This is a genomic window from Buchnera aphidicola (Formosaphis micheliae) (assembly GCF_039403185.1).
GTDB lineage: Bacteria > Pseudomonadota > Gammaproteobacteria > Enterobacterales > Enterobacteriaceae > Buchnera_C > Buchnera_C aphidicola_B.
Genome location: NZ_CP135047.1, coordinates 89,170 through 113,413, shown reverse-complemented (window position 1 = coordinate 113,413; position 24,244 = coordinate 89,170). Strand labels below are relative to the sequence as shown.

Here is a 24,244-nt window from a genome sequence, read left to right as displayed (position 1 = left end):
CATAAGATAATATTATATCTTACCAACATAACAAATAATAATTTTTTTTTCCACGACGTAATAATGAATATTTTCCAAAAATTTTATCATCATTTTTAAAATAATATTTTGTATTATTAATCATTTTATTATTAACATATACCGCATTAGAGTTAATCATATTATACGCTTGAGTACGAGATGTAGCTAAAGTAGAATTAATCAACGATTGTACTAAATCTTCATGTCCAGATAACTCAACATAAGGAATACCATCTTGTTTTAATTGTTCAAAATCAGTTAATAACATGTTTTCTATAGATCCAGAAAAAAGACAAGAAGAAATTCTTTTTGCTGCTAATAGCCCTTGGTTTCCATGTATTAAACGAGTCATATGTTCAGCTAAAATAACCTTTGCTGACCAATAATCATCGTTATTCTCCATGTTAACTTTCCATCTAGAATGAATTTCATTTACACTTAAAAAAGTAAAATATTTTAAAAAATTAATACTATCTATATCTGATCTATTAATCCAAAATTGATAAAATTTATATGGTGTAGTTTTTTCTGGATCTAACCATAAAGTACCTGTTTCTGTTTTACCAAACTTAATGCCATTACTTTGTGTAAGTAAAGGTAATGTCAATCCAAATACTTTTCTGTTAAATAACTTACGAGTTAATAAAACACCTGATACAATGTTTCCCCATTGATCAGAACCTCCTATTTGAACAGTAACTGAATATTTCCTATTTAATTCAGAAAAATCATACGCTTGTAGCAAACTATATGAAAATTCAGTAAACGAAATTCCTTGATTTTCAGAAACAATTCTTCTTTTTACTGACTCTTTATTCATCATTTGATTCACTGAAAAATGTTTACCTACCTTACGTAAAAAAGTTAATATATTCATATTATTAAACCAATCTTTATTATTAACAATTTTAGCATTATTTTTATCACAATTAAAATCAAGAAATAAAGAAATCTGTTTACTAATTTTTTCTTTCCATATTAAAATAGATTCTTCAGTATTTAATATTCTTTCTTCTAATTTAAAACTAGGATCTCCTATTAAACTAGTCGCTTGACCTAATAGCACTATAGGTTTGTGACCTACTATTTGAAATCTCTTCAAACAAATCAGTGGTAAAATGTGTCCTATATGTAAACTATCTGCAGTAATATCAAATCCACAATAAATAGATAAAGTTTTATTTTTTACACTATTTAATAATTCAATTTTATCTGTACATTGTGATATACATCCCCTTTCCATTAATTCGCTTATTAAACAAAATTTAGGCATAAAAATTCTCTTATTAAAATATAATATTTAATTTTTATTTTCTGATACTTGATCAAAAAAATGTATTTTTTATATAAAAAAATAAAATAAATAAAATAAATTCATATAATATTAATACATTTCTTATATAAAATTTGTTAAAACATTTTAAATTAAAAAAAATAAATAATTTTGGTATCACATTATTTAATACAATAAAAAATATATAATATTTAATATACGAACTATAAAATTTAGATCATACATTATCTATCATTTAAATAAACTATTATATCTGTTTTTAAAAACATACTTTGAAATTTAAATAGGATCAACATCTAAAGTACATATTACTTTATTATAAATAGGAAATGTTTTAATCATATTTAAGCTATATTTTAATATATTAAATAATAATTTGCGAGAAGAATGTTGAAGTAATAATTGATAAATATATTTTTTTTTATTTAAAGTTTTAGAAAGTTCAGGAAATGGTCCCATAGTCCATAAATCATTATTATATTGTTGCGTGTGACTATTTAATATTGTACGAAAAATCATAAAAAATTTTTCTATGCTATACATGTTTTTACTTGAAACATAAATAATAGCATGATAAGTAATAGGAGGTAATTGTAAAATTGACCGCTTTCTTAACAAACTCATTGATAAACTATGGTATCCATTATTAATTAATTTAATTAAATCATCATTATTAGGATTAAACGTTTGTATAAAAAATTCAAATGACTCATTTTTTTTATCTAATATATACATTATATTAGTATACATTTGCGCAAATTTTTCTATAGAACGGAATTTCATAGATATAAAATGAGAATCAATTAATAACATTACTGCTAATTTAATGTTAAAAAAATGTATACTTAAAAAATCTTTTTCCTGAACTAATATAATTAATGCTTTACTAATTACTAATTTAAAAGAATACTTTTTTAAAATATTTTTATAATTACTATTTTTATAATTTATACATAAAATTGACACATTAGAAAATATATTTTTTATAGATTCTTTAATATGTTCTATACTAAAACCACGAGAAATTAAAGATGTATTTCCACACAATAAACAAAACATTGGAATAGTTAATTTTATTAAGCAAAAACGACAGAATAATTCATTATAATGTTCATTAACATAATAATATTCATTACAGTTTTCACATTTTGCAATCCATTTACAATGTTTGCAAAATAAAATAAAAAATATATGTCTACAATTACTGACAATTAACACAATATGATTATGTTTATGTATATGTTCATAAATTTTATTAATTATAGTAGTAGTTAAACTACATTTTAACTTTTCACTATTAATATCTATTATGTGTTGTATTACTTTTTTTTGATTAAATAAACGATAACAAAAATCTATATATTTATATTTTTTTTTGACAACATTATGTAATGTTTCTAAAGTAGGAGAAACAGATTCTAATATAATAGGAACATTTTCTTGACGAGCTCTTAATATACCTAAATTTCTAGCATGATATAACCATCCTTTCTTATTTTTATAAGCAGTATCATGTTCTGAATCAACTATTATCATACCCAATTTTGCTATTGGAATAAACACTGCTTGTCGTGTTCCAATAACTATAGCAGTTTCATAATTTTTTGCTTTAATCCATATAGAAAATTTTTGTCTATTAGTAGATTTATCATATAGTCCGTCAATTGGTACATCTAAATAAGTTTGTAATAAAGATACAATTTCATACACAATATAATCGTTTGGTGCTAAAATTAATATCTGTAAACCTTTTTTTAAAATTCTCAATATCAAACTGAAATAAACTTTTTCTTTTATTATACAATTCATACCAGTTAAAACCCAAGACATAAAACATTTTTCTTTTTGTAAAATTTGTTTAATTACTAAATATTCTTTTTTATTTAAAGGTAATTTAAATTCTTTAATTAAAATATTTTTTTTCCAAAATAGATTCTTTTTACATACTATTTCTATATTACATAAACCTTTATCATTTAACTTATTTAAAACATAATTAGATAAATTATATTTCTTTAATTCATTTTGTAATATGGTTTTTTTTCTTAATATAGATAAAGCATAAAGTTGTTTTGGTGTTTTTTTTAGTGTATTTAAATCTATTAATTTACCTTTTTCTGTAACAATCCATTCTTCCAACGTTATTGGTAATACATTTTCCCCTTGTTTTATCAAAATAGGTAAAATTTGAAATAAAATATATCCAATTGAACAATGATAATATATAGAAGACTGTTTTAACACATTCCATATATTTTCTGTATATATTGGCGATTCATCAATAATAGAATGAATATTTTTTAATTTAAAAGGTAAAGAATACTTTGAATTACATGTAGAAATAATAATACCAATTATTTTTCTATTACCAAATGGTACTATCACTCGACATCCAATTTTAGAACGCATATCTACAGGACATAAATATTTAAAAGTTTTTTTTATAGGTAGAAACAATGCAACTTTTATAATAAACACATATTATCTCTAAATAAAAAAATTATTATTAGGTTACTATAGTCGTAGTAAAAATACATTTTATATAAAATACAATATTATATTATCTTATTATTAAATTCACATAAACATCTTACGCAACATATATTACATTTTGGTTTCCGTGCAATACATACATAACGACCGTGATGAATAAACCAATAATGTACATATTCTATAAAATACATAGGAATATAAGATAATAACTTTCTTTCAACTTCTAGTACAGTTTTTCCTGTTACTATACCTATCCTATTTGATACACGAAATACATGTGTATCTACAGCTATTGTACTCCAATTAAAAATTAAATTTAAGACAACATTAGCTGTTTTTCTGCCAACACCTGGTAAACGTTCTAATTTAATACGATCATTAGGAACATTTCCTTGATATTGATTAACTAAAATTGTACAAAGATTAATAATATTTTTTGCTTTACTATTATATAATCCTATACTATTAATATAGGATGTTAATCGAATTAAACCAAGAGATAAAATATCTTTCGGATTATTAGCAATAGCATATAATTTTTTAGTCGCTTGATTTACACGAATATCCGTAGATTTTGCAGATAAAATAACTGAAACTAAACACTCAAAAGAAGAAGAGAAAATTAATTCTGTATTGAATATATTTTTATTCCTATAAAAAATTTTTATTATATCAAATCTTTTTTTATTATCCAAATAAAATCCTATAAAAAAATATATTTATATATGTAAAGTAATTATATAAAATATCTAATTAACTATAAATTTATTGATAATATTATACGATATCATTGAAAAAATTATAATATTAATTATTTTTTAATATAAAAAATATCATATAATTATACATATAATATCCATTAAATAATAATTAATATATGAATTAATTGAAATATATTAATAACACAATACCGTTATTTAAATAATTTATTTAAATTAAATGAATAAATATATGAACCTATTACACATTATTAATATAAATATATTAAGAACGTTATTTATTATTGTTTATTGAATAACATAAAAATATTAAAACATAATCTAATACTATATATACCAACATATGGTATAACTCTAAGATTAATATCTTCTTCAATTCAATTAGTAATATTAAAAAAGAACGTTTATTTAAATAAATTACAATACATAATGCCATATAAATTTAGGAACACATCCTAAATTAAATAATTGTCCACCAGATGCTAATTCAGCTCTTCTGTGATCAGCTGCTCTATACATTTTAATTAATTCTTGATCATTTCTAAGAGAATAATTAAGATGATCAAATAATTTTTCAAGGGTTTTTAAAGAATTTATCCTGCGAAATTTTAATAAATAATCTTGTGTTGTCATAATTACTATAATTAATAAAAAATAATGTAAATAAAAAATAGATTAAATTTATATATCAGACATAATATTTATTATTTAAAATAAAAATATATACCTTATTTACTCATAAGCTACATAAATGTTCATTCTGATAACATATAAAATATGAAAATATTTTAACATCATTGATAAATTAAATAATTATTTTTTATATTATAAATTATAAATTTAATATAATGATCTAATATCATATCAATTAAATTATTTAATTTTTATTACTTAAAATTGTATCTAAAATAGTAGTAAAAATTAAATTAAAAAATATATTAATCAATATTTTACGTAATATTACAAACTAATATCATAAATAAAAATAAATCATTTATATAAAAAAAATCATTAAAAACAAATATATTCTATTACGAAACATATTAAACTATTTATTTTTATAATATAAATGTTTTATATATATTCTATAATTATAGTATAAAAAAAATATATGTCACATATTTCATAACTAAATTATACAGATCTTTCAATATTAACATAAGACTATCGTATCAAATTACTTAAATTTATTAATTCTAATATTTCTTTTATAATATTGAAAATATAATTCCATTATACATATATATCATAGTCAAAAAATATGATTAAAATAAAAGTACTATATATCAATTTTTTAAAAATTCAACCTCTATTTAAATTTTATATTTTTAAATAATATTACATATAAATTATTAAAATGAGTCTATTTTAAAATACATGTAAGCATCACATATATCCTTAATATATTATTTATTTTAATTAAAAAATAAAATTTATTTAATAAACAAAATAATATAATAATATTTTAAATATTACTAATTTTCCTTATTTATATTTAAATATATAAAAATATATAAAAATAAAGAATATATCATATATAATTTGAAAAAATACATAATATATATTTAAAGTTATTTAAAAAATATATAATTATTTAATAGTATATCATATAATTATAATAAAAAATATTAAATTTAATATATTTAATATTTACTATATCTAAAAAATATTTAATAATATTTAGACAAATATAATATTTGTTATTATAATTATAAAAAATATTAAAAAATATAAAATAGATAGAATACACATCATATATGACAATTTTATACGTTCGTAGCTCAGTTGGTTAGAGTATCACCATGACAAGGTGAAGGTCGGTGGTTCAAATCCACTCGAACGTATAAAAATCATAAAAAAATTATTAACTAAACTAATAAAAAAACTGATAAAATGCGTTGTATATTTAAATGACAATTTTAAATAAAATAAATAAAATTATTAAAGAAAAACAACATTTTTTACTAAGCTATAGCGGCGGATTAGATTCTACTGTATTATTACATTTAATGATAAAATTAAGAGAAATAAAAAATATACATTTGCGTGCCATACATATTAATCATCGATTACATAAAGAATCAACTTTATGGAGTAATCATTGTCAAGAAAAATGCAAAAAATATAATATACCTATTATAATTAATAACATAACTATTCATCAAACAAAAAATAATATGGAATCTTATTATAGAAACATTAGATATCAATTAATATATAAAAATATATTACCACAAGAAACTTTACTGACTGCTCATCATTTAAATGATCAATGTGAAACTTTTTTACTAGCTTTAAAAAGAGGAAGTGGTCCTACAGGATTATCTTGTATGCCTGTTTACAAAAAAAATGGTAACATAACGCATATGAGACCATTATTAAATATAAGTCAAGATACAATAAAAAAATGGGCTAAAAAACACCAATTAAAATGGATTGAAGATCCTAGTAACTCTAATATAAAATACGATCGAAATTTTATACGAAAAAAAATTATACCAATATTACAAAAAAGATGGCCATTCTTTATTAAAAACTGTTCACGTAGTGCTAAAATTTGCAATGAACAAGAACAAGTAATTGATTTATTTTTAGAACCAATAGTTCAAAAAAACACACTATTTGATAATTCATTAAACATAACATATTTAAAAAAAATAAATAAAGAATTAAGAAATATTATCCTTAGAAAATGGATTATTAAAAACGGTGTACAACAAACACCCTCATATAATGGAATTAATAGAATTTATACTGACATAATTAATAATAATAAAACATCAACTCCAAAAATTTCTTTCAAAAAATATGAAATTAAAAAATATAAAAATACAATTCATTTAATTCAACCAATTATGCCTTCAATGAAACACATTATTCTTTTTTGGCATGATACTTCTTTACCTTTATCCTTACCAAATCAATTAGGTCAAATTATTAATAATAATACAGGTATGAAAATACCTTACCCAAAAAAAAGTACATTGATAAATATTCGTTTTCAAGCTAATGGTACATTTTATATCGATGGATATACATATAAAATAAAACTAAAAAACATTTGGAAAATGTTTAATTTACCTTACTGGAAAAGAGAAAATATTCCTTTATTATTTTATGATAATATTTTAATCAGTGCATTAGGTGTATTTGTTACACGACATTCTAATTTAAATTTTAATAAATACTGGTATTTATCATGGCAAAACAATATAACAAAAAATAAAAATTATATTTAATAAAACATAAAAAATATTTTATTAATTAATTCTTTCGTATAAAACCCGAACATAATTAATATTATGATTTAATAAGGGAGATGACAATTCTTTCCATATTAATTTTTTATTTAAAAAATATTCGACTCTTTTAGCTAATTCAGGCATTACTGGTGATAACCAAGTAACAATAATTTTAAATAAATTAATACCCATAGAACATATAGAATGCAATTTATCATTATTTTTCTGATCTAACGTCCAAGGTTTTTTATCATTTATATATTTATTAGCTATATCAGTTAATTCCATAATTTTTTTCATAGCTAAAGAATACTCTCTATTATCAAAAAAACATTCTATATTTTTAGACTCATTTAAAAATTGATTATATAATGTTAAATCGTCCAATACATTAGATAACTTTCCATAAAATTTTTTATGAATAAAACTAGAATTACGTACTGCTAAATTCACTACTTTATTTACAATATCTGAATTAATTTTTTGTACTAACTGCATTATGTTTACTTCAATATCATTAGCATTAGAAGATAATTTACATGCATAATAATAACGTAAACTATCAGAATCATAATTCTGTAACCAATCAGATGCTTTCATAAAAGTATGTTTAGATTTAGATAATTTATCACCATTAATTGTAACATGTCCATGTACAAAAATTTTTGTTGGTTTACGTAAATTAAGACCTTCTAGTATTGCTGGCCAAAACAACGTATGAAAATAAATAATATCTTTTCCTATAAACTGATGCAATTCACAAGTAGAATCTTTTTTCCAAAATTCATTAAAACATAAATCTATTTTTTTTTTACATAAATTTTTAAATATACTCATATATCCAATAGAAGCATCTAACCAAACGTAAAAATACTTATCGACATAATTAGGTATTTTAAAACCAAAATAAGGAGAATCTCTAGAAATATCCCATTTTTTTAACCCGTACTTAAACCATTCTTGAGTTTTTTTTATTATATTATTTTGTAATACACCAGATAATATCCATTTTTTTAACATATTTGTAAAATAAGGCAAATCAAAAAACAAATGTAGAGATTTACGTGCAATCGGTTTCGTATAAGATAAAACTGAAACTGGATTAATTAAATCCATTGCAGAATAAGTTCCTCCGCATACTTCACAATGATCACCATATTGATTTTTAGCTTGACATAATGAACAAACTCCCTGAACAAACCTATCAGGTAAAAACATATTTTTTTTCATATCATATAACTGAAAAATAACACGTTCTTTAATATAACCACTATTTTTTAAAATATCATATACTTCATTAATAAGTGTTCTATTTTCTATACTATGAGTTGTATAATAATTATCATGAGATATATTAAACTTAAAAAAATCTAATTTATGTTCATTTAAAACATTAGTAATTAACATTTCAGGAGAAATATTTCGTTTTTTTGCTTGAAGCATTACCGCAGTACCATGAGCATCGTCAGCACAAATAAACCATACTTTATTTCCAATCATTCGATTATAACGAACCCAAATATCTGCCTGAATTTGTTCTAATAAATGACCAATATGAATAGACCCATTTGCATAAGGCAAAGCACATGTTACTAATATTTTTTTGTATTGAATACTCATGATTATAAATCTCTAATATAAATTTTTACACTTTTAAATAGAATTATATTCTTATTATAATATAAATGTTTATTTCTTATATAAATATTTTTTCATTCAGTTAATTAATATCTTTTCATACATATTAAAATTTATCATCTATTTATTAATCTTGATTAATTTTACTAGGTTCTACACCAGTCTGATTAAAATACTTAGCGTTATAACGCACATTGTAAGGTCTTAACGCTGGACCAGATAAAATTTCAAAACTAATAGAAGCTATTAACATACCTGGTTTTAATCCTAATATCAATTTACTAATATTAAAAAATTCTAATACAATATTACCTTTCCATCCAGGATCTATTCTATGAGAAGTAATATGCACCATTAAACCTAAACGTGCTAAAGATGATCGTCCATCTAACCATCCTACTATATTTCTAGGAATCTCTATATTTTCAACAGTAACACCTAATACTAAACAACCGGGTTTTAAAAAAAAACATTTATCTTCATCTATAATAATTTTTTTATTCATTAATTTATTCAAATAAACACCTACTTCTTCTCTAGATTTACTTAAATCTACACATTGAGTATAATTATCAGAAAATGTACAGAACTCTTTACCTAAATGTATATCGATCGCAGCTCCATTAATTAAATTTCTATCAATGGATGGATAAATTATTAACTGATTATCATCTATTAACTTTTCAATATCCTTATCACACAATCTCACTATCAATACTCCTATTATGTTTTTTATATTATATACAAATAATTACTGATTAATATATAATACTAAAATAAGTATTTTATTAATCTTATTATATATGTTTTTGAATAAATAGAATCCATATCAATTAATTTGATATGTTTATTATATTTTATCAGTCTTATTTTATTGTCAAAGTAAATTAAATAATTTTCAATTAATGAAATTAAAATTTATTTAACATTTATCTATCAAATTAATTTAACTTAATATTTTAAACACCTAGAATATATACCTTAATTTATAAAAATAACTTACTTGATATATCATACATATATACTAAATGACTATATAAAAAATATATTTATTAAAACATTAATTATACTATAACCAATTTGTATGAAAAATACCTTCTTTATCAATTCTCTTATATGTATGAGATCCAAAATAATCTCGTTGTGCTTGAATTAAATTAGTAGGTAACAAAGCCATTCTATAACTATCATAATATGAAATTGCAGATGAAAAAGAAGGAACAGGTATACCATTAGTAACAGCATGAGACACTATATAACGCATAGAATTATGATATTTATTAGCAATATCTTTAAAATATGGTGTCAATAATAAATTATATATTTGGTTATTTTCTAAATACACCTCAGTAATCTTTTCTAAAAATTTTGCCTGAATAATACATCCAGATTGAAATATTTTTGCAATATTTGCATATTTTAAATTCCATTGATATTTTTCAGAAGCAGATTTTAACAAAGAAAAACCTTGTGCATAAGAAATCAATTTGCCTAAATATAAAGCTTGTCTAATCTTTTCAATAAGATCCTTTTTATTACAGTGTGTTATATTAATTTCAGGTCCTTTCAACACTTTAGAAGCATATAAACGCTGTGATTTTAACGAAGAAATATAACGAAAAAAAACAGATTCTGTAATTAAAGTTATTGGTTCACCTAAATCTAAAGCACTTTGACTAGTCCATCTACCTGTTCCTTTATTTTCTGCATGATCTGATATAAAATCTATAAGATATTCTCCTAAACTATTTTTTTTCTTAAATATATTTACCGTAATTTCTAATAAATAACTATTTAACTCCCCTTTATTCCAATGAAAAAAAATATCTGATAATTCATCATTATCGTTTACTATTAAAATCTTAAGAAAAAAATATGTCTCTGCTATCAATTGCATGTCACTATATTCTATTCCATTATGAACCATTTTTACATAATGACCTGCACCACTTGGTCCTATATAATCTACACACGATTCATTATTTATAGACTTTGCTGCTATTTTTTTTAACATTGGTTCAATAATATCATAAGTATTTTTTTCACCTCCAGGCATAATAGAAGGTCCATATAAAGCTCCATATTCACCTCCTGAAATACCAGCACCTATAAATTTTATACCAATTTTAGATAACTCATTATAACGACGAATGGTATCTTGATAAAAAGAATTACCTCCATCAATTAAAATATCCCCTATATTTAAATAAGATACAAGAGAATTAATTGTTTGATCAGTAGCTTGTCCTGATTTTACCATTAATAAAATAATACGTGGTTTATTTAATGATATAACAAATTCTTTAATAGAAAAAAAAGGAAATATGTTTTTTTCTACACTCTTATCAATTAAATCATTAGTTTTCTCAAAAGAACGATTGTACACAGATACTGTATACATGTTTCTTTCAAAATTTAACGCCAAATTACTACCCATTACGGATAAACCTATAATACCAATCTGATTTTTTAACATAATTATTCCACTATTAATCATAAAAAATATATATATAACAATCTACAATTTACTTTTATAACATTTAATCAAAGATACAACAAATATTTTTATAAAAAATCTATTTTCATAAAAAACTCCATTGACATTATTATTATATACGTTCATAAAAATAAACACTAATATAAAATAGATACCTAAAATAATTTATTAACTTTTGATTATAGTATTCATGATACAAATTAAACACATTATATAATATACAACCTATAAATAATTACGTAATTTTTAAGATTAATTATAAAAAAACGATAAATTTAATTATACAAAAATAAACCAATATAATATATTAATTAATATATTAAAAATTATGTATTTCTCTTTCTTAAATTACGAATAACTGTATGAAAATTAAGTGATTTATTTTGTAATAATACCAGTAAATGAAAGACAAGATCTGAAGATTCATCAATCAATTCTGATATATCATCAACAACTGCAGCTAAAGCAGTTTCTACTCCCTCTTCAGCAACTTTTTGAGCAATACGTTTAGTTCCAGAATTAAATAAATTAACAGTATATGATGTATGCTCTTTACTAGACATAATTCTGCTTTGTAAATATTTTTCCAAAATATAAAGAAAAGAATATTCTGGTTGAATGTTAGATTCAAAACAACTATCCCGATTTAAATGACAAGTATTTCCAATTGGAACAACTAAAATAAGTACAGTATCACAATCACAATCAACTGTAATATTAATTACCTGTAAATAATTACCAGATTTTTCTCCTTTCTTCCATAAACGTTTTTTTGTTCTAGAATAAAAAAATACTAATTTTTTTTTCTGAGTTTGCTCTAAAGCATCCTGATCCATATATCCTAACATTAATATCTGACCAGAGATACTATGCTGAATAATAGCTGGTATTATACCATTCATTTTTTTCCAATTTAATTTTGAACTATCTATTTCTTTTAACACCATCTAATCTCCACACCTCTTTTATATAAATAACTCTTCAATACTGATATACTAATTATTTTTTTATGAAAAACTGATGCAGCTAAAGCTCCTTCTACATCAACATCATGAAATACGTGATAAAAATGCTCCATTGTTCCAGCACCTCCAGAGGCAACTAATGGAACATTACATATTTTACGTACTTTTTTCAATAAAGATAAATTATACCCATTACACATTCCATCTTGATTCATCATATTTAATACAATTTCACCTGCTCCTAATTCCTGTACTACTGATATCCAATGTATAGTTTCTAATTCTGTTTTATATGTTTTATTTTCGTCACCAGTATATTGACATACCTGATAATTATTTGTGTCTTTATTATACCAAGAATCAACTCCAACAACGACACATTGTACTCCAAAATGATCTGCTATACGAGTAATTAAACTTGGATCTTTTATTGCAAAAGAATTAAGAGATATCTTATCTGCTCCAAATTTTAATATTTCAGATGCATCTTTTACACTTCTTATACCTCCAGCTACACTAAAAGGAATATCAATTACTGAAGCAATTTTTTCAATCCACCTTTTATCTACTAATCTATTACTGGAAGATGCTTTAATATCATAAAATACTAACTCATCAGCACCTTCTTTAACATAATGTTTAGCTAATTCTATTATACCTCCTACAATTTCATGATTACGAAATTGTATACCTTTCACTACTGAATTATCTTGCACATCTAAACAAGGAATTATGCGTTTTGATAACATGAGATTGCTTCCAATAAAGTAAATCTATTTTCTAATAAACTACGTCCAATAATTATATCTTTTATCCCGCATGATTTTAAACGTACAATATCTTCTAAAGAACTTACTCCTCCTGAAGATTGAAAACAAATATGAGGAAATAATTGGGTTAATTCTTTATATAAAACAAAATTAGGACCTAATAGAGTCCCATCTTTAGATATATCTGTACATAATACATATTTTAAACCATATTCAGAAAATTTCTTAATAACATTTTCTACACTTAATTGAGAATTTTCTTGCCATCCATTAATTAAAATTTCCTTACAATTATTAGCATTAATTAATACGTCTAATGCAAGAACAATTGCATTTCCTCCATAATTTTTAAACCATTTTTTAACTTCCGTACAATTTGAAATTGCAACAGAACTAATCACTACTCTCTTTGCACCTATTTCAAATAATGTTTCTATATCTTTTTCTGTTCTAATACCACCTCCAATTTGTGTATAAACATCTATTTTAGATAATATACTTTTATATAATTTAATTTGTTTTATTGTTGGATCTTTAGCACCATCAAGATCTACTATATGTATTATTTGCGCACCTTGAGAATAATAATCTTTTATTTTAGCATGAATATCGTTACTATAAATTTTTTTTTCAGAAAAATTCCCTTGATATAAACGTACTATTTGACCATTAATTAAATCTATTGCTGGAATAATCATATTCGCCTATCTCTAAAAAATTTTTTAATAATTGAGCTCCTACAAAACCAGATTTTTCTGGATGAAATTGCACACCAAAAAAATTTTTTTTTCTTATTACTGCACTAAAATACCCGCCATAATCTGAATATGCAATTGTATATTTATTCATTTCTAACATGTAACTATGAACAAAGTAAAATTTAGACTTTGGCTTAATACCTCTAAACAAAAATTCTTGATCGTAACTAATTACTGTATTCCATCCCATATGAGGAATAGATAATTTGTTTACTGTTAATTTTACTACAACAGAATTAATGATACCCAACATTTTTACTCTATTACATTCTTGACTATATAAACAAAACAATTGCATCCCTAAACAAATACCTAGTATTGGTTTCTTAAAATTTTTAATTACTGTTACTAAATCAAACTTATGCAATTGTTCCATAGCAGATATAGGAGTGCCTACGCCAGGTAAAAGTAATTTGTCTGCAAACTCTATCATTTTAATATTTTTAGTAATAACAGGATTATAACCTAACCTTTGTATTGCATATTTTAAAGAAAATAAATTAGCACATCCTGTATCTATTATTACAATATTCATTACAGTATACCTTTAGAACTTAATAGATGATTTCCTTTTATTAAAATAGCATCTTTTAATACTCTACCAAATACTTTAAATAAACTCTCTATTTTGTGATGATCATTTTCTCCTACAACACTAATATGAATAGTACTTTTCATTGAATATGCTAAAGAATAAAAAAAATGCTGTACCATCTCTGTATTCATATCTCCCACTAATTTATGATTAAAAATTGCTGAAAACTTTAAATAAGGGCGTCCTGATACATCTAACACACATTGAGCTAAACTTTCATCCATAGGTAAATAAAATCCATATCTATTTAGTCCATATTTGTTACCTATCGCTTGAAATAACGCTTGACCCAAACATATACCAACATCTTCTATAATATGATGATCATCTACCTGTATATCACCACGCGCAATAACATTCATTAAAATTCCGCTATGAACCGAAATTTGTTCTAACATGTGATTAAAAAAATTTATCTGAGTATCTATTTTACTAATACTATATCTATCTAACCATATTTCTACTATAATGTTTGTTTCTTTAGTATTTCTACATATCTTTGCATATCTATCACAATTTATTATTGTTTTAACAATTTTACTCCAATTACATGTATTTTTATTATATAAAATTCCTTTTATTCCCATATTATTAGCTAATTTTAAATCTGTAGTTCTATCTCCTATAACATAACTTTCTGTTTTATTTAATATATTCAAATCCAACCAAGGTTTAACTAATTCTATATTTGGTTTTCTACAAGTACAATTATCATACGAATAATGAGGACAAATTAATACTTTTTCAAAAAAAATACCCTGTGAATTAAATATTTTTAACATAAAATTATGAGGAATATTAAATGCAGACAATGAAAAATTTTTCGAACCCAATCCATCTTGGTTAGTAATCATAACAAATTTATAACCATTATTTTTTAAAATAATTAAAGAAGGAATTACTTCAGGTTCAAAAAATAACTTCTCTATATTGTCTATTTGAAAATCTTTCACAGGTTCAGAAATCAAAGTTCCATCACGATCAATAAATAAATATTTTTTTAACATGTATTTCTCCGTTCATGATACTTGTTAAACAAATTTAATATATTAATTAATGTCGAACATTCAATAAAAGTACCTACAGTAATTCGTATACATTGTTTTAAAAACATTTTTTTGTTTTGATTTCTTACAATCACACCATGTTTACTTAACCAATTAAATATTTTTTCAGCATTAATAAATCTTACTAAAATATAATTACTTTCAGTTGTAAAAATTTTCTCTACATATGTATTTTTATTTAATTCTTTAATAACCCATGTTCTGTTATAAATCAAATCTTGAACTCTCTTTTTCATTGCTTTAATACTATCTTGACTCAAAGCCTCATAAGCAATATCTGATACTGGTTTTGGAATAGGATAAGGAGCGATAATCTTAGACAAAACGTCAATAATTACCTCATTAGCAATAACAAAACCACAACGCAATGCTGCCAAAGCAAATGCTTTAGATAAAGTCCTTAAAATAACTAAATTAGAATATTTTTTGATCCAATGAAGAACACTATATTTTTCACAAAATTCAATATATGCTTCATCAATTACAACTATACCAGTATCAGAAAAAACCTGAATAATTTGTTCAATATCTACAGAACGAATAATATTTCCCGTTGGATTATTAGGACTACATATATATATTAATTTAACACCAAAAGATTGATTACATATTTTTTCAACATCTAATTGCCAATTATTTAACATCTTAATATTTCTACATTCAATTCCTAAAATATTAGCGTTAATTTTATACATATCATAAGTAGGAGAACAATAAATGATAGAATCTTGACCTGGTTCACAAAATGCTCTCATTAATAACTCAATACCTTCATCAGCACCACGGGTAACTAATATATTACCAGGTGATAAATTAATGTAATTAGCATATCGAAGAATTAAAGATTGAGGTTGAACCTCAGGATAGCGATTAAAATAACTCTCTTTTAATAAAAATGAATTTGATTCTGTAGATTCATTAGCATTTAACCATATAGAACCTTTTCCACCAATTCTTCGAGCAGATTGATATGGAATCAATTGTTGAATATTTTTACGGACTAAATTATAAATATTTAAGTTCATATATTTCCTTGTAATTAATCTAGTCTTAATTTTATTGCATTATAATGAGCTTCTAATTTCTCTATATTAGACAAAGTTAAAATAGTTGAAGAAAGACTAATTAAACCTTCTTTAGTTAATTTTTGTACACTAATTCTCTTTTGAAAATCTATTACACCAACACCTGAATATACAGCAGCACAACCGTAGGTAGGCAACACATGATTAGGTCCAGAAGCATAATCTCCTGCTGCTTCTGGTGACCAATTACCTAAAAATATAGATCCAGCATTAATAATATTACATAGTAAATCTTCTGGATTGATGGTATTTATTATTAAATGTTCAGGTGCATATAGATTAGATATACTGGTACATTCTATTAAATTAGACGTAATAACAACAAAACTTTTTTTTAAAGTTTTTTTAATAATTTCTCGATGTGATAATACTTGTAACTGTTTTTTTAATTGTTGCAATACTTCTTGAACTAATATAATACTTGGAGTTACTAATACTACTTGTGAATCGGGTCCATGTTCTAATTGACTTAATAAATCTGCAGCTACAAATATTGGATTTGCCATAGAGTCAGCTATAATTAACAATTCAGAGGGACCTGCTAACATATCAATAGCTAAATTATTTAATAATTGGTTAACTTGTCGTTTTGCTTCAGTAACATAAATATTACCAGGTCCAAATATTTTATTAACTTTAGGAATAGACTTAGTTCCAAAAGCAAATGCAGCAATTGCTTGTGCTCCACCTATTTCAAAAACTTTGTGTACACCACATACTTTAGCAGCATATAAAATTTCGTTAGTAATAGGAGGAGGAGAACAAATAAATATATTAGGACACTGAGCAATTTGAGCAGGTATAGATAACATTAAAACTGTTGACACCAGAGGAGATAAACCACCTGGTATATATAAACCTACAGATTCTATTGGTTTAATAATTTGTTGACAATTTATTCCAGATTGTACTTCAATATCTATTATTTTCATTTGTTGCATTGCATGAAAAATTTTAATGTTTTCTATTGCTTTTAAAATAGCATCTTTGACATTATTTTTCACTTTATAATGCGAATCTAATATTTTTTTATCACTTACTTGAAATGTATTTAAATTACTATGATCAAAAATATAAGAATATTTTTTTAACGCAGAATCTCCTAACATCTTAACGTCTAAAATTATTTTTTTAACCAATTCTACAACTTTATTTGATGTACTAAAAGCTGGCCTAACTAATATTTTTTTTTGATCTATTTCATTTAATTGATTCCAATGAATAACATTCAACAATTTATCTACCATTTTGTCTATTCCATCATTTTTTCTATCGGTAATACCAAAATAGAACTAGCTCCTAAATATTTTAATTTTTCCATTGTTTCCCAAAATAATGTCTCACTGCTTACCATGTGCATTGCAACTCTAGTGTCATCTCCAGCTAACTTCAATACAGTAGGTTTTTCTGCACCATGCAATAAAGAAATTACTTCATTTAATTTTGTAATTGGTGCATGTAACATAATATATTTAGAACCCCTAGCTTTAATTACACCTTGTATACGTGTAATTAGTGTACTAATTATTTCCTGTTTAATTTTTGACATTTTACCTGGACGACATACCAAACACGCTCTAGATTGATAAATAACTTCTACTTCTTTCAATCCATTTGATTCTAACGTTGCCCCTGTAGAAACCAAATCACATATCACATCTGCTAATCCAGCTCTCGGTGCTACTTCAACAGAACCATTTAACATACAAATTTTAAAAAAAATATTTTTTTTATCAAGATATTGCTTTAATAAATAAGGATATGATGTTGCAATTCTCATGTTATTTAAACATCTGATATTTTTATACTCTGAATTAACAGGAATAGCTAAAGATAATCTACATACGCCAAAATCGAGTCGTTTTAATATAGTATACACACTATTTTCTGACCTCATACGGCGGTTTAATAATTCTTCTTCTAATACATTTTCGCCTACTATTCCCAAATCTACTACACCATCCATAATCAATCCAGGAATATCATCATCACGAACTCTCATAATATCAATAGGCATATTTTCAGAAAAAGCAATCAAACGCTGTTGATTTAAATTAATCTTAATACCACATCTAATTAATAATTTTTTAGAATCATCACTTAATCTTCCACTTTTTTGCATAGCTATACGTAAACGCTTATAATTTAACATCAAATATATTCCTTTTGATTACTATAACTAGTAATTCTATTTAGCAGTTTTTAAATATAACTATAAATCTATAAAGAAATAATTTTTTATTAAAAAATTTATTAATTAAAAATAAAATTTTGACATTATATATATTATAATATGTTTTTTTAAATAAATAATTCCATTAAACAACCTATCCCTTGCAGGAATTGAACCTGCAACTAACTCTTAGGAGGAGTTTATTATATCCATTTAACTAAAGGGATATATTTTATTTAATAAAATTAAAATTATTACTTATTTTATATATAAATAAATAAATAGAAACGTATATTATATAATATTATTTTTATATAAATATAAAATATTTTAAACAAATAAAAACAAACAGCATCTAGTACTATACTGTTATAGATTCTATTATATCTATTTTTTATATTTATCGTTAATTATAAATAAAAATATTATATTCTTTTAAAATATATATATTAGTATATATATTACAAATACATTTAAATATTTACATTAAAAAAATAATTTATTTTAAAAATATTTTTTTAAAAAAAACAATAAATTTAATATAATATTTTATTACATCTAATAAAATTAATTAAATTAAAATTAATATTTTATTTAGTTAAAATTAAAAAAAATATCAACACATACATAATTCATTTATTTATATAAATAAACTAAATTAACATATTGTTACTATAATATAAAAAAACAATAATAAAATATCCATAAAAAATTATTTTTTTATATCAATTAAACAAGTAATTCCTGCACTATTACCAAATACTTGTGATGCACGATAAAATGCTATTATATCAGGATGTTTAGCAAGCCATAACGGAGTTTGAGATTTTAAAATATGTTTACCATGGCCGTGTATGATTCCGGCACAAAAAAATGACTCTTTTTGACAAATAACCATTAATCGACCCAATGCTCTTCTTGCTTCATATTGTGTTAACCCATGTAAATCAAGAAAAATTTCTGGAGTATATTTTCCTATTTTTAAATTATTTAAAAACTTTACACTAACATTATTACGAATATAACTAATAGGCTCATCTTTCATAAAATTATATGATTCATTATGAGATAAAAAATAATGCACATGTGCTTCTTCTTCATAAATAGTTCGTTTTAAACGAATGTTATTACTTATCTTACTTCGACGAGAATGATACAACGTATCCTGAACCATTTTTTTTGTACCATTTAGGTACTCTTTTAAAATAGAATAATCTTCTATCGTAATATAATTATTTTGTCCCATATACTTTATATTACTAAAAAATAATTATATTTAACATCTGTCCTCTATAATTAATTATAAATTATACTTTTAGTAAAACTCCAATGTTTAAAACTATATATTATCAAGATAATTTGTAATTAGTTAATAAGTCAATAATATTTATAAATATTTTTAAATCAATTATTTATACTATTCAATACTAATAAAAAAATAATGCATAAAATAAAAATATATTTTTATTTCATTTTAGAAATACAGAAGATATATTATAGTTATGTAAATTATCTTAAAATATACTAATTAAAAAAATAAATTATATTTATATATCACATATGCATATTATTTTTTCTTATTTAAAAATATTATTTAAAACAATTATTATAAATAAAAAACATATCATATTCCTATATATATAAAATAATATATAAAAATTAAATACATATTTTAATTTAGTAAAAATAAGGATAAAAAATGTCTGGTAATAAAATTGGAAAAATATTTAATGTTACTACCTTTGGAGAATCTCATGGACCATCATTAGGTTGTATAGTAGATGGAATACCTCCTGGTTTTCCTTTATCTGAAAATGATATACAAAAAGAATTAAATCGTAGAAAACCTGGATATAAAAGATATACAACACAACGTAAAGAACCAGATCAAATTAAAATACTTTCCGGACTATTCCAAGGAGTAACAACAGGAACTAGTATGGGATTAACTATAGAAAATATTGATCAACGTTCTCAAGATTATAAAAATATACAAGATATATATAGACCTGGACATGCTGATTTTACATATGAAAAAAAATATAATATCAGAGATTACAGAGGTGGTGGAAGATCTTCAGCTAGAGAAACAGCTATGAGAGTTGCTGCTGGTGCCATAGCAAAAAAATATCTTAAATTATATCTTAATATCAATATACGAGGATATTTATCTCAACTAGGAGATATGATATTTGATGTCAAATCATTAGATGATAGTGAAAAAAACGATTTTTTCTGTCCAAATACTCATCAAGTATCTTGTATTGAAAACTATATGAAAAAACTAAAAAAAGAACATAATTCTATTGGAGCAAAAATTACAGTAATAGCTGAAAACGTTCCAATTGGTTTAGGAGAACCAGTATTTGATCGATTAGATGCTGATTTATCTCACGCTTTAATGAGTATTAATGCAGTAAAAGGTATAGAAATAGGAGATGGATTCTCAGTAGTTAATCAAAAAGGACACCAAAATAGAGATGAGATGAACTCACAAGGATTTATAACTAATCACTGTGGCGGTATTTTAGGAGGTATCAGTAACGGAGAAAATATTATTATAAATATAGCCTTTAAACCAACATCTAGTATCAGTATACCTAGTCATACCATTAATACTAAAAATCAAGAACAAATTATTTCTATAAAAGGACGTCACGATCCCTGTGTAGGTTTAAGAGCAGTACCAATAACTGAAGCTATGACAGCAATAATTATTATGGATCATTTATTACGATACAGAGCTCAATGTAAAAAATAAACTAATAGTTATATAATAATATATTCAAAAAAATCTGCTACTAAATAAAATATTTTAGTAGCACGATACTACTAATATAAAAATAAACAATCACAATCTATCCTTATTATATGAAATAAATGAGTTATATAATACTTTATAATATTGATAAATTATATTAACTAAATAAAGATTATTTCATACATCTACATTTCAATATATTTCAAAACTATTAAGTGATGAGTATTAGCTTGAAAACTACTAAAGATTTTTTCTATTTTTCCTACTGAATCAATTAAAAAAGTAGTACGATGTACTCCATAATAAACTTTTCCCATAAATTTTTTTTTACCCCAAATACCAAACTGTTCACTTACTTTGTGTTCTTTATCTGATAACAAAGTAAAATTTAACATTTCTTTTTCAGAAAATTTTAGTAGTTTATCTGGTGTATCAATACTAATTCCTAAAATTTCAATATTAGCTGTATTAAAACTTTCTATGTTATCTCTTAAATTACCAGCTTGTATAGTACAATTGGGAGTCATAGCTTTTGGATAAAAATAAATTAAAACTCTTTTCCCAATATAATCTAATAATTTTACTAATTGATTATCTTGATCAGGTAATATAAATCTAGGAGCATAATCTCCAGGGCGTAATATTGTCATTACTTAACTCCATATTGATTTTTGTCAATATAAATTTATAATATTTTCTAAAATATATATAGTTTAAAACTATTAAATATAACATAATTTAACATTTTAAATATTTTTATTATACATCATAAAATTGTTGAATGAATATTCATTTTATAGATAATATCAAAATTAAATTTAACAAAATAAATTATATACAAAATATGTTAGTTTAATTTTAATACAAAATAAGATAATATCTTATTTAAATCAACTAACATAGAAAATACATTGATTAAATATTATAAAGAATAAATTATTGAACAACATATAATAATTATACAAAAAATCAATTATATTATATAACTAATATAGTCTTAAAAATTTTACCTAATAAAACGTCAATTTATCCTATAATTTAATAAACTACACTTCACATATTTATAAAATGTTACTATTTTTATGAGAGAAAAAAAATGCTTAAAGGAAGTATTGTTGCACTAATTACACCAATGGATGAAAAAGGAAAAATTTGTCAAAAAAGTTTAAAAAAATTAATCAATTACCATATTAAAAATGGCACATCAGCGATTGTTTCTGTAGGAACAACTGGAGAATCTGCAACGCTCAATCAAGAAGAACATAGTAATGTAGTCATGATAACACTCGATTTAGCTGATGGAAGAATTCCTATTATTGCTGGTACAGGATCTAATGCTACTGCAGAAGGTATCTCACTAACTAAAAGATTTGAAAAATCAGGTATTATTGCTTGTTTAACTGTTACTCCTTATTATAATAAACCCACCCAAACTGGACTTTATCAACATTTTAAAGCAATTTCTGAAAGTAGTGAATTACCACAAATTCTTTATAATGTCCCAACTAGAACTGGATGTGATCTATTACCTAAAACTGTTACTAAATTAGCAAAATTAAAAAATATTATAGGTATAAAAGAAGCGACTGGTGATCTATCAAGAATTCATTTAATTAAACAATTTGTTAAAAATGATTTTATATTTATTAGCGGAGATGATACAACTGCTTTAGATTTTATGCAATTAGGAGGAAATGGAGTAATATCCGTAACAGCAAATATTGCAGCCAAGGAAATGACAGAACTATGTAATTTAGCTTTAAAAAAAGATTTCTATAATGCTCGCATTATTAATCAACGTTTAATGATTTTACATAAAATACTTTTTAATGAACCAAATCCAATTCCTGTAAAATGGGCAGCAAAAAAAATAGGATTAATTTCCTCTGACACATTAAGACTTCCTATGACACCATTATCTCCTTACACACAAATGATATTAACAAAAATTTTAAAAGATATCGGATTATACCCAAATAATATGCAAGAAAAATATATAAAAAAAAAATAATTTACTAATATAACAATACGTATTTTACTTTTTACAAAAAAGATCAAATATATCATAAAAAATAATTAATTATCTTTTAATCTATAAAAATAGAACTTTTTAAAACAAATTAAATCTAATGCATTCATTAATTAATTTATATATCCATTTATATT

The 24,244-nt window shown here is 23.1% G+C and carries 20 protein-coding genes and 2 tRNA genes; 4 read left to right on the top strand and 18 right to left on the bottom strand.

From position 1 onward, the window contains the following. Positions 1-19 precede the first annotated feature (19 nt). The 4 genes from tyrS to ydgT form a co-directional block, all read right to left on the bottom strand. Complete coding sequence (gene tyrS, locus RJX12_RS00500) at positions 20-1,294, bottom strand: tyrosine--tRNA ligase (RefSeq protein WP_343192259.1); 1,275 nt, start codon at positions 1,292-1,294, stop codon at positions 20-22. Positions 1,295-1,594: 300 nt separating this feature from the next. Continuing rightward, complete coding sequence (priA, locus tag RJX12_RS00495; protein ID WP_343192258.1) at positions 1,595-3,793, bottom strand: replication restart helicase PriA; 2,199 nt, start codon at positions 3,791-3,793, stop codon at positions 1,595-1,597. A 77-nt stretch (positions 3,794-3,870) separates the two neighbouring features. Beyond that, positions 3,871-4,503, bottom strand: coding sequence for an endonuclease III (gene nth / locus RJX12_RS00490; protein ID WP_343192257.1), 633 nt, complete (start codon positions 4,501-4,503; stop codon positions 3,871-3,873). 441 nt (positions 4,504-4,944) lie between these two features. Next, the gene (gene ydgT / locus RJX12_RS00485) at positions 4,945-5,160 is read right to left on the bottom strand and encodes a transcription modulator YdgT (protein WP_343192255.1); all 216 of its coding nucleotides are present in this window, start codon (positions 5,158-5,160) and stop codon (positions 4,945-4,947) included. Positions 5,161-6,297: 1,137 nt separating this feature from the next. Here ydgT and RJX12_RS00480 point away from each other — a divergent pair. Both RJX12_RS00480 and tilS read left to right on the top strand, forming a co-directional pair. Then, positions 6,298-6,371, top strand: a tRNA-Val gene (locus tag RJX12_RS00480). 66 nt (positions 6,372-6,437) lie between these two features. Continuing rightward, positions 6,438-7,766: a tRNA lysidine(34) synthetase TilS gene (tilS, locus tag RJX12_RS00475; protein WP_343192254.1), complete on the top strand. Its 1,329-nt coding sequence runs from the start codon at positions 6,438-6,440 to the stop codon at positions 7,764-7,766. A 21-nt stretch (positions 7,767-7,787) separates the two neighbouring features. Here tilS and metG read toward each other — a convergent pair whose 3' ends face one another. The 13 genes from metG to smrB all read right to left on the bottom strand — a co-directional run bounded on the left by metG (position 7,788) and on the right by smrB (position 20,563). Further along, the gene (gene metG, locus RJX12_RS00470; RefSeq protein ID WP_343192253.1) at positions 7,788-9,389 is read right to left on the bottom strand and encodes a methionine--tRNA ligase; all 1,602 of its coding nucleotides are present in this window, start codon (positions 9,387-9,389) and stop codon (positions 7,788-7,790) included. A gap of 145 nt (positions 9,390-9,534) precedes the next feature. Next, positions 9,535-10,116 carry a dCTP deaminase gene (gene dcd, locus RJX12_RS00465; RefSeq protein ID WP_343192252.1) on the bottom strand — a complete coding sequence of 194 codons (582 nt, stop codon included), beginning with the start codon at positions 10,114-10,116 and terminating at the stop codon, positions 9,535-9,537. A 360-nt stretch (positions 10,117-10,476) separates the two neighbouring features. Then, the gene (gene gndA, locus RJX12_RS00460) at positions 10,477-11,883 is read right to left on the bottom strand and encodes an NADP-dependent phosphogluconate dehydrogenase (protein ID WP_343192251.1); all 1,407 of its coding nucleotides are present in this window, start codon (positions 11,881-11,883) and stop codon (positions 10,477-10,479) included. 347 nt (positions 11,884-12,230) lie between these two features. After that, positions 12,231-12,848 (bottom strand): bifunctional phosphoribosyl-AMP cyclohydrolase/phosphoribosyl-ATP diphosphatase HisIE, encoded by a 618-nt coding sequence (gene hisIE, locus RJX12_RS00455; RefSeq protein WP_428994274.1) that lies wholly within the window; start codon positions 12,846-12,848, stop codon positions 12,231-12,233. Next, positions 12,842-13,618, bottom strand: a complete 777-nt coding sequence (hisF, locus tag RJX12_RS00450) for an imidazole glycerol phosphate synthase subunit HisF (protein WP_343192249.1) — start codon at positions 13,616-13,618, stop codon at positions 12,842-12,844. The genes hisIE and hisF overlap by 7 nt, the downstream gene beginning before the upstream one ends. Next, complete coding sequence (hisA, locus tag RJX12_RS00445) at positions 13,600-14,337, bottom strand: 1-(5-phosphoribosyl)-5-[(5-phosphoribosylamino)methylideneamino]imidazole-4-carboxamide isomerase (RefSeq protein WP_343192248.1); 738 nt, start codon at positions 14,335-14,337, stop codon at positions 13,600-13,602. The genes hisF and hisA overlap by 19 nt, the downstream gene beginning before the upstream one ends. Then, a complete protein-coding gene (gene hisH / locus RJX12_RS00440) occupies positions 14,309-14,932 on the bottom strand; it encodes an imidazole glycerol phosphate synthase subunit HisH (protein WP_343192247.1) in 624 nt (207 codons plus the stop codon). The genes hisA and hisH overlap by 29 nt, the downstream gene beginning before the upstream one ends. Continuing rightward, positions 14,932-15,999, bottom strand: coding sequence for a bifunctional histidinol-phosphatase/imidazoleglycerol-phosphate dehydratase HisB (gene hisB, locus RJX12_RS00435; protein WP_343192246.1), 1,068 nt, complete (start codon positions 15,997-15,999; stop codon positions 14,932-14,934). The genes hisH and hisB overlap by 1 nt, the downstream gene beginning before the upstream one ends. Then, a complete protein-coding gene (hisC, locus tag RJX12_RS00430; protein WP_343192245.1) occupies positions 15,993-17,084 on the bottom strand; it encodes a histidinol-phosphate transaminase in 1,092 nt (363 codons plus the stop codon). The genes hisB and hisC overlap by 7 nt, the downstream gene beginning before the upstream one ends. 14 nt (positions 17,085-17,098) lie before the next feature. Continuing rightward, the gene (hisD, locus tag RJX12_RS00425; protein WP_343192244.1) at positions 17,099-18,391 is read right to left on the bottom strand and encodes a histidinol dehydrogenase; all 1,293 of its coding nucleotides are present in this window, start codon (positions 18,389-18,391) and stop codon (positions 17,099-17,101) included. 5 nt (positions 18,392-18,396) lie between these two features. Then, entirely contained in the window at positions 18,397-19,296 is a 900-nt protein-coding gene (gene hisG / locus RJX12_RS00420; protein WP_343192243.1) for an ATP phosphoribosyltransferase, read from the bottom strand. A gap of 176 nt (positions 19,297-19,472) precedes the next feature. Beyond that, positions 19,473-19,544, bottom strand: a tRNA-Arg gene (locus RJX12_RS00415). A gap of 485 nt (positions 19,545-20,029) precedes the next feature. Further along, a complete protein-coding gene (gene smrB, locus RJX12_RS00410) occupies positions 20,030-20,563 on the bottom strand; it encodes an endonuclease SmrB (RefSeq protein WP_343192242.1) in 534 nt (177 codons plus the stop codon). 453 nt (positions 20,564-21,016) lie between these two features. Between smrB and aroC the strand changes: the two genes are divergently transcribed. Further along, positions 21,017-22,078 carry a chorismate synthase gene (gene aroC / locus RJX12_RS00405; protein WP_343192241.1) on the top strand — a complete coding sequence of 354 codons (1,062 nt, stop codon included), beginning with the start codon at positions 21,017-21,019 and terminating at the stop codon, positions 22,076-22,078. A 185-nt stretch (positions 22,079-22,263) separates the two neighbouring features. Here aroC and bcp read toward each other — a convergent pair whose 3' ends face one another. Beyond that, positions 22,264-22,728 (bottom strand): thioredoxin-dependent thiol peroxidase, encoded by a 465-nt coding sequence (gene bcp / locus RJX12_RS00400; protein ID WP_343192240.1) that lies wholly within the window; start codon positions 22,726-22,728, stop codon positions 22,264-22,266. Positions 22,729-23,174: 446 nt separating this feature from the next. Between bcp and dapA the strand changes: the two genes are divergently transcribed. Further along, entirely contained in the window at positions 23,175-24,089 is a 915-nt protein-coding gene (gene dapA / locus RJX12_RS00395; protein ID WP_343192239.1) for a 4-hydroxy-tetrahydrodipicolinate synthase, read from the top strand. Positions 24,090-24,244 lie beyond the last annotated feature (155 nt).